Raw genomic sequence first — 6,913 nt, forward strand, 5'->3', positions numbered from 1 at the left:
GGGTAAGTCAACCCATGGCGCAAGAAGGCGTAAAAACGGCGAGGCCCGGCGTCCGCCGCGTGGCGGACGCCGGGCCTCGCCGTTCGGGTCAGCGGACCGCCCGGAGGGCGTCGACGATCCCGTAGCCGTAGAAGCCGTTTCGCGACGCGTTTCCCTCACACGTCTGCGTCGAGGTCGCCGTGCTGCCGTCCGGCAGGTGCCGGGTGTAGGTGTGGGCGGGCGGGGTGGGGCAGGGCGTCCTGGTGGCGGTGCCCTTGAGGACCCTCTCCACGACGGTGGGACGGAGCGTCCTGCCTCCGTGCACCCGGTCGCGCCGGCCGTACTCGCTCACGATCAGCGCGGCGACCCCGGCCGCGCGGGGAGAGGCCATCGAGGTGCCCTGGAGATACACGTAGTAGCCGCAGACGTCGTCCTTGCAGCTGCGGACCACGTTGGTGACGTTGGGCGTGCCGTCGGGGTTGAGCTGGCCGCGTGCCTCGGCCAGCGACTTGGGATAGGCGGCCAGTGTCGCCCCGGTGACGTCGCGGTCGCCGTTCGCGGTGTCGTAGACGTCCCCGCCCGGGGAGGAGACGTCGATGTAGCCGTTGCCGTAGTCGGAGTAGTACGCCTTGCGCCCGCTGATGCCGGTCGAGGACACCGAGATCACATGCTTGGCCTCGCTCGGCATGGAGACGCAGCTCGGGGTGATCGTGCGCGAGTGGGGCGACTCGCCGGGCACACCGGCGAAGTCGGGGCTGGAGGTGTCGACGATCTCCTTGGTGTAGTCGAAGGCCCCGTTGCCCGCCGCGGACACCAGGGTCACCCCTTTGTTGTGCGCGTAGGTGAGCGCCCGCTGCATCGCCTTGATGATCGTGGCCTGTTCCTGCCGGTCGGCCGGAGAGTCCGCCGGGTTGTCGACGCAGTTGAACATCCACGGGTCGATGTAGTAACTCATGTTGACCACGTCGACGCCGATGTCACCGGCGTAGGTCAGCGCGTCGACGCTGGGCTGCAGGAAGAAGAATCCCGAGTCCTGGCCGGCCCGCAGGCTCACGATCGAGACCTTGGGCGCCACGCCCGATATGCCGATCCCGTTGATGGGGGAGGCGATCGACGACGCCACGTGGGTGCCGTGCTCGTTCTCGTCGACGTCCACCGGGTCCTCGCAGGAGCGGTCCGGCTCCTCCTCACACGGACCGTCGACCTTTTTGCCGTCGGCGTCGACGGGAATGTCGACGGTGAAGTTACGGCTCAGTTCGCGGTTGAAGTTGGGGGCGATGTCGGGGTGGGAGCCGTCGACACCGGTGTCGATGACACCGACCAGCACGCCCGGGTCGCCCTGCTGGTGGTGGTAGGAGCCGTCGACGGTCGCGTGGATCTGCTTCATGTCCCACTGCAGCTCCGACAGCGGCTCCGCGGCGGGCGCGGGTGCGCCGAAGGTGGAGGCGGCCAGGGCTCCGTCACCGGCCTTCTCCACGGCGCTCGCCCGCACGGCCGCGTGGCCCGCCGCTCCCCTCCCGGCGGAGGGCACGCTGCCGATGGACCGGTTGTGGGCGAGGTCGTCGATCGAGGCGGCGTCGCGCACCGCCTCGGCGAAGTCGGTGTTCGCCGTCTTGACGGTGGCGACGCCGATCGCGGTGTTCTCCCTGAGGATGCTTCCGCCCGCCGCCCTGATGGCCTGCCGGGCGTCCGCCGGGCGCGCGCCCTCGGTGTAGAGGACGACGTACTCGGCCTCCACGACCGGTTCTGCGACCGCCCGCCGGGCCTGCGCCGGGGATACCAACGTGGCCGCCGCGAGGGGGACGACGGCCGCGGTGACGATGACGCGTTTCACATATACCTCCGCATATCCAAAGAGCTCCCCGCAAATGTGATTTCACGCGCACCAAGCAATTCATACGTGGACACATTTGCCGCCGATGCGCAATAAAACCAACAGGAGCCGGGGAACCCCGTCACCCCTGTGAACTGCACACATTGGCGAATCATGCCATCAGTGAACCGTTACGAGGGAATTCTCGCGCCGAAAACGACGACGGCATGGAGTCTCGCACGTCAAACCTGTTGTGAAATAGCAGGAATGAGACTGAAAAAGCGGCAAAAGACAGGGCGGGAGGTCAGCCGGGCGGGCCGATTCGCTCCTGCCGTCCCGGCAGTGAGGTCACGTACGAGATGAGCGCGCGGAGCGCGCCCGACAGGTCGCCCTCGCGTGCGCGTGCCGTGAGCACGTGGCCGCCGTCCTCGACGGTGAGCTCGTAGTCGAAGCGGTCGGGCCGCCCCTCGGCGCCCACCTGCCGCTCCGGCACGCCGGACAGCCCGGCCCGTTCCACCCGGGTGCGCAGCTCGGTCTCGTCGTCCGGCGCCAGCGACGCGGAGTCGACCGTGGTGACCGTGACGAGGCCGGCGATGCCGCCTCCCCGGACGACCGAGACCTTCATGGACGCGATCCTAGACCGGCCCGCGCGGCCCGGCCGGTCCCGCGCGGGGTTTCCTGGGCGATGACGGCACGCGGCGCCGATATGTCGCGCGCGACAAACCCGAACATCAGTCGCCTGACGTATCCGTCAGGGCGTCGCGCAGTTGCGTGCGAGGGGATGCCGAGCTCGGGGAAGGCCCCCGTACAGACGGGTGCTCACGGTGCGGTGTGACAGGCAGGGAGGTCCTTGTCACCGGGGTTGGGGTCGTAGTCCGTCGAGGATGATTCGAGCGATGCGCGCGGAGCGTTCGCGGTCGGTGTCCGCGTCGGCGTGTCGGATCGCGGCGAAGGCACCGGCGACGATCGCCATCACCTCCTCGACCGTCACGTCGTAGCGTACGACGCCGGCGCGACGGGCGCGATCGAGCAGGTGCGCGACCTGGTGCGTGAGGTCGGCGGCGGCGTCCGGAGCGGCGTCGCGCAGGTCGAACTCGGCGGCCGTGAGCGCGCTCTTCACCGCCGCGTTCTCCGCGCCCGAGGCCATCATCCGGGACAACAGCGTGAACAGGGCGGCTGGATCGTCGGTACCGGTGAGTGCCTCTCCCTCGGCGACCAGTTGTCTGATCTGGTCGATCGCGACGGCGAGGTACAGCGCTTCCTTGTTGGGGAAGTGCCGGTGGACGGTGCCGGGACCGACACCCGCGCGGCGGGCGATCTCATCGAGCGAGACGCCGAGGCCTTGCGAGGCGAACAACCGCTGCGCGGTCCGCAGCACCTGTTCACGGTTGCGACGCGCGTCGGCCCGTAGCTCCCGGTCGTGCACGGGAGCCGTCTGCGACTCGGCTGGAATGTGTTCAGGCGTTCGGCTGGACATCTCACGCCTACCCTAACCGGGGCGACGCCCCGTATGCTGTCCACATCTAAACGGGGCGACGCCCCGCTTATGCGGTCGCGTCGTTTCGCCATGGGGCGGATCCCACCGAACACGAGGAGGTCCCTTCGATGACCACACGTGAGGAAGCCGGCGCCCTGGTGCTGCGGATGCAGGAATGCTTCAACACCCGGCAGTTCGACCAGGCCGCCGAACTGTTCACCCCCGACTTCCTCAACCACCCGCTTGGCGCCACCGGGTTCGAAGCGGGCAAGGAGGCCTGGGTCCAGGTCGTCGCCCGGTTTCCGGCCATGCGCGTTGTCGCCGACGACATCCTGATCGACGGTGACAAGGTCGCCGTCCGCTCGTCGGTTGAGGGGATGGCGGCCCCGGGTGGCGACGCCCGGCCCGTGCTCATCGAGATCTTCCGCATCGACGACGGCCGACTCGCGGAGACCTGGGGCGTCACCGAGGGCCCCGACCCACGTCACTGAGGCCCCGCGGCCTCACAGGTTCCTCCGGGTTTCGAACCTCGAACGGCCCCTAGAGGACTCCGACCTGCTGCCACGCGGCGCGTATCTTCCGTTGCTCGTCCCCGTCCGCGCCGAACAGCTCCCCGGCCACCTCCACGGTCGCCTCCGCCGCCTCCTGGAAATCGGAGCGCGGCCGGAGCCGCTCGGTGAGCGTGACGTACCAGACGCGTCCGGCGCGCTCCCAGGCGTTGCCGCCGATGGCGGTGGCGGCGAGGTAGAAGGCGTGGTTGGGGATGCCCGAGTTGAGGTGGACGCCTCCGTGGTCGTTGGAGGGGTCGCCGTCGTCGGGCAGGTCCACGTAGTCGCGCATGTGTCCCGGCTGGCGGTCGCCTCCCCCGGCCGGGGTCGACCAGGCGGTCCCCGGCGCCTTCATCGAGCGCAGCGCGGTTCCCCGCAGGGCGCTGCCCAGGATGCCGTCACCGATGAGCCAGTCGGCCTGCTCCGCGGTCTGCCCCCTGCCGTACTGCTTGACGAGCGACCCGAAGACGTCGGAGAACGACTCGTTCAGGGCGCCGGGCTGCTTGCTGTAGACCAGGTGCGCGGTGAACTGGGTGATGCCGTGGGTCAGCTCGTGCGCCACGACGTCGACGGCCCGGGTGAGGGAGCCCTTGGTGAAGATCTGCCCGCTGCCGTCACCGTAGATCATCTGGAAGCCGATCCAGGCGGCGTTGTCGTAGTCGGTCCCGTAGTGGACCGAGGAGACGATCTCCAGCCCTCGCCCGTCGATGCTGTCGCGCCCGAAGACCCGCCGGTAGAAGTCGTAGGTGGCCCCCGCCCCTTCGTAGGCCTCGTCGACCGCCGCGTCACCGGACGGCTGCTCGCCCTCCCCGCGCCTCTTCCTGCCGGGAAGGTCGAAGTCGCCGCCGTTCTCGACGTCGTAGACCGTACGCACCATGCCGGGGGCGGGCTCGACGTCGGAGAGGGTGAGACTGAGCTGACGCAGCGCGCCACCGAACGAGGCGCGCTGCGCGCGGGCGCTCTCCGAGGTGGCGAGGGTCCTGAGTGCGGCCTCCCGCTCGGCGGGGGTTCCGTGTTCGGCGACCGCCGCGAGCAGGTCGGGAGGTGCGATACAGCACTGGGGCATGCTGTCGAATGTCGTCATGTGTTAAGGATCGTCACCGCCTGCTCAAACTGTATGAGTATTGCCATACTTGATGGCTTCGGGGGTGGACTGGGGTGTGCCCACGGGAGCGGTCGTGAGAGGGTTCTTCTGCTCGACGATCACGGGGTCGTGACCGCGCCCGGGGAAGAGGGCGAGACGGAGGCGGCGGTGCTGGGAAACGTGGAAGAGAACGAGGGGACGGTGCGGGCGCTCACGGTGACGACGCACGGCGATCGGCTCGGCTCGCCGATGACGGGTACACCGGTGACGGGCCTCGCGCGGGGCGAGACCGGCTCGCGAAGCACGCGACTCGCGCCGCGAGACACCGCTTCTCGGAGGACGGGCCGCGCATGACGTCACTGCTGGCCATCAGCGACCTGCACATCGGCTACCAGGAGAACCGCGACATCGTCGAGAAGCTGCGGCCCACCTCCGCCTCCGACTGGCTGCTGGTCGCCGGGGACGTCTCGGAGAAGGTCTCCGACGTCGAATGGACCCTAGGACTGCTCGCCGAACGGTTCGAGAAGGTGGTGTGGGCGCCCGGCAACCACGAGCTGTGGACCCACCCCAGCGACCCCGTCCAGTTGCGCGGCGAGGAGCGCTACCGGCACCTGGTCGAGGTGTGCCGGAACCTGGGGGTGGCGACGCCCGAGGACCCCTACCTCACCTGGACCGGCCCCGGCGGCCCGGTCACCGTCGCCCCGCTGTTCGTGCTGTACGACTACACCTTCCGCATGCCCGGTGTGGCCACGAAGGAGGCGGCGCTCGCCCGCGCGTACGACAAGGGGGTGGTCTGCACCGACGAGATGCTGCTGCACCCCGACCCGTACCCCACCAGGGACGCCTGGTGCGACGCCAGGATCGCCGAGACCGAACGGCGCCTGGAGGCCAGGCCGCCCGGGGTGCCCACGGTGCTGGTCAACCACTACCCGCTGGTGCGCGAACCCACCCTGATCCTGTACCACCCGGAGTTCGCGATCTGGTGCGGCACCGAGCGCACCGCCGACTGGCACCTGCGCTTCGACGCCGCCGCGGTCGTCTACGGTCACCTGCACATCCCCAGGACCACCTGGCACGACGGTATCCGCTTCGAGGAGGTCTCCTTGGGCTATCCCCGCGAGTGGCGTCCCAGGTCCACCGCGCCCGGTCAGCTGAGGCGCATCCTGCCCAGCCCGAAGGCCGCCTCGTGATCGAGAAGATCCTGCCGCCGTGGGTGGCGAGTTCGGAACGCTTCGAGGACCCGCCGGACGTCGTGCTGTTCCCCGAGGAGGAGGAGGCCGTCGCCCGCGCGGTGGAGAAGCGGCGGCGCGAGTTCGGCACCGCGCGCCACTGCGCACGTCAGGCCCTGGCCGAGCTCGGACTGCCGCCCGCGCCGATCCTGCCCGGTGAGCGCGGCGCCCCCGTGTGGCCGGACGGGGTGGTGGGCGCCATCACCCACTGCGCCGGATACCGTGCGGCGGCCGTCTCCCGCGACGCGCTCACCATCGGCATCGACGCCGAGCCTCACGAGCCGCTCCCCGACGGCATCCTGCCGGCGGTCTCGCTGCCCGAGGAGCGGGCCGCGCTGGAGCGGCTGAACGACGACGTGCACTGGGGCCGGCTGCTGTTCAGCGCCAAGGAGAGCGTCTACAAGGCGTGGTTCCCGCTGGCCAGGCGTTGGCTCGGCTTCGAGGAGGCCCACCTCGTCTTCTCCCCCTCCGGTACGTTCACCGCCCGCCTCCTCGTCCCCGGCCCCGTCGTGGACGGCCGGGAGCTGACCGGTTTCACCGGCCGCTGGCTGGTCTCCGACGGCCTGGTCGTGACCTCCATCGCCGTACCGGGAAAGTCCGCGCCGAGACAGTCCGCGACGGGATAGCCCGCGACGTCCCCCGCGGGAGGTCGGGACTCCCGTTGACCTCCGCTCCGTCTCGAAGAGCGGAGTCACTCATGTGATTCCGTCGGCCCCTCGCCAAAAGGTCTCGACGGACCCCCGAGGGCATCCCGGCAGAATTCCGAATTCCGACAGAGGAGAA

General features: G+C 69.7%; 7 protein-coding genes. 3 read left to right on the forward strand and 4 right to left on the reverse strand.

The annotated features are described in order from the left end of the window. Positions 1 to 88 precede the first annotated feature (88 nt). The 3 genes from ABT352_RS20075 to ABT352_RS20085 all read right to left on the reverse strand — a co-directional run bounded on the left by ABT352_RS20075 (position 89) and on the right by ABT352_RS20085 (position 3,269). Positions 89 to 1,813: a S8 family serine peptidase gene (locus tag ABT352_RS20075; protein ID WP_350946369.1), complete on the reverse strand. Its 1,725-nt coding sequence runs from the start codon at positions 1,811 to 1,813 to the stop codon at positions 89 to 91. A gap of 283 nt (positions 1,814 to 2,096) precedes the next feature. Further along, positions 2,097 to 2,417: a protealysin inhibitor emfourin gene (locus tag ABT352_RS20080; RefSeq protein ID WP_350946370.1), complete on the reverse strand. Its 321-nt coding sequence runs from the start codon at positions 2,415 to 2,417 to the stop codon at positions 2,097 to 2,099. A 228-nt stretch (positions 2,418 to 2,645) separates the two neighbouring features. Next, positions 2,646 to 3,269, reverse strand: coding sequence for an SbtR family transcriptional regulator (locus ABT352_RS20085; protein WP_350946371.1), 624 nt, complete (start codon positions 3,267 to 3,269; stop codon positions 2,646 to 2,648). A 128-nt stretch (positions 3,270 to 3,397) separates the two neighbouring features. Between ABT352_RS20085 and ABT352_RS20090 the strand changes: the two genes are divergently transcribed. Next, positions 3,398 to 3,760, forward strand: coding sequence for an ester cyclase (locus ABT352_RS20090; RefSeq protein ID WP_350946372.1), 363 nt, complete (start codon positions 3,398 to 3,400; stop codon positions 3,758 to 3,760). Positions 3,761 to 3,809: 49 nt separating this feature from the next. Here the strand turns inward: ABT352_RS20090 and ABT352_RS20095 are convergent, their stop codons facing one another. Then, entirely contained in the window at positions 3,810 to 4,901 is a 1,092-nt protein-coding gene (locus ABT352_RS20095) for a M4 family metallopeptidase (RefSeq protein ID WP_350946373.1), read from the reverse strand. A gap of 350 nt (positions 4,902 to 5,251) precedes the next feature. Between ABT352_RS20095 and ABT352_RS20100 the strand changes: the two genes are divergently transcribed. Both ABT352_RS20100 and ABT352_RS20105 read left to right on the forward strand, forming a co-directional pair. Next, positions 5,252 to 6,091 carry a metallophosphoesterase family protein gene (locus ABT352_RS20100; protein WP_350946374.1) on the forward strand — a complete coding sequence of 280 codons (840 nt, stop codon included), beginning with the start codon at positions 5,252 to 5,254 and terminating at the stop codon, positions 6,089 to 6,091. Further along, positions 6,088 to 6,756: a 4'-phosphopantetheinyl transferase family protein gene (locus ABT352_RS20105; RefSeq protein ID WP_350946375.1), complete on the forward strand. Its 669-nt coding sequence runs from the start codon at positions 6,088 to 6,090 to the stop codon at positions 6,754 to 6,756. Before ABT352_RS20100 ends, ABT352_RS20105 begins: the two co-directional genes overlap by 4 nt. Positions 6,757 to 6,913 lie beyond the last annotated feature (157 nt).

Source organism: Streptosporangium sp. NPDC000563 (assembly GCF_040299985.1).
GTDB lineage: Bacteria > Actinomycetota > Actinomycetes > Streptosporangiales > Streptosporangiaceae > Streptosporangium.

Bases quoted from the DNA above. Each gene is read 5' to 3' on its own strand.
- ABT352_RS20080 (WP_350946370.1), bottom strand. From the start codon at position 2,417: ATGAAGGTCTCGGTCGTCCGGGGAGGCGGCATCGCCGGCCTCGTCACG.
- ABT352_RS20085 (WP_350946371.1), bottom strand. From the start codon at position 3,269: ATGTCCAGCCGAACGCCTGAACACATTCCAGCCGAGTCGCAGACGGCT.
- ABT352_RS20090 (WP_350946372.1), top strand. From the start codon at position 3,398: ATGACCACACGTGAGGAAGCCGGCGCCCTGGTGCTGCGGATGCAGGAA.
- ABT352_RS20095 (WP_350946373.1), bottom strand. From the start codon at position 4,901: ATGACGACATTCGACAGCATGCCCCAGTGCTGTATCGCACCTCCCGAC.
- ABT352_RS20100 (WP_350946374.1), top strand. From the start codon at position 5,252: ATGACGTCACTGCTGGCCATCAGCGACCTGCACATCGGCTACCAGGAG.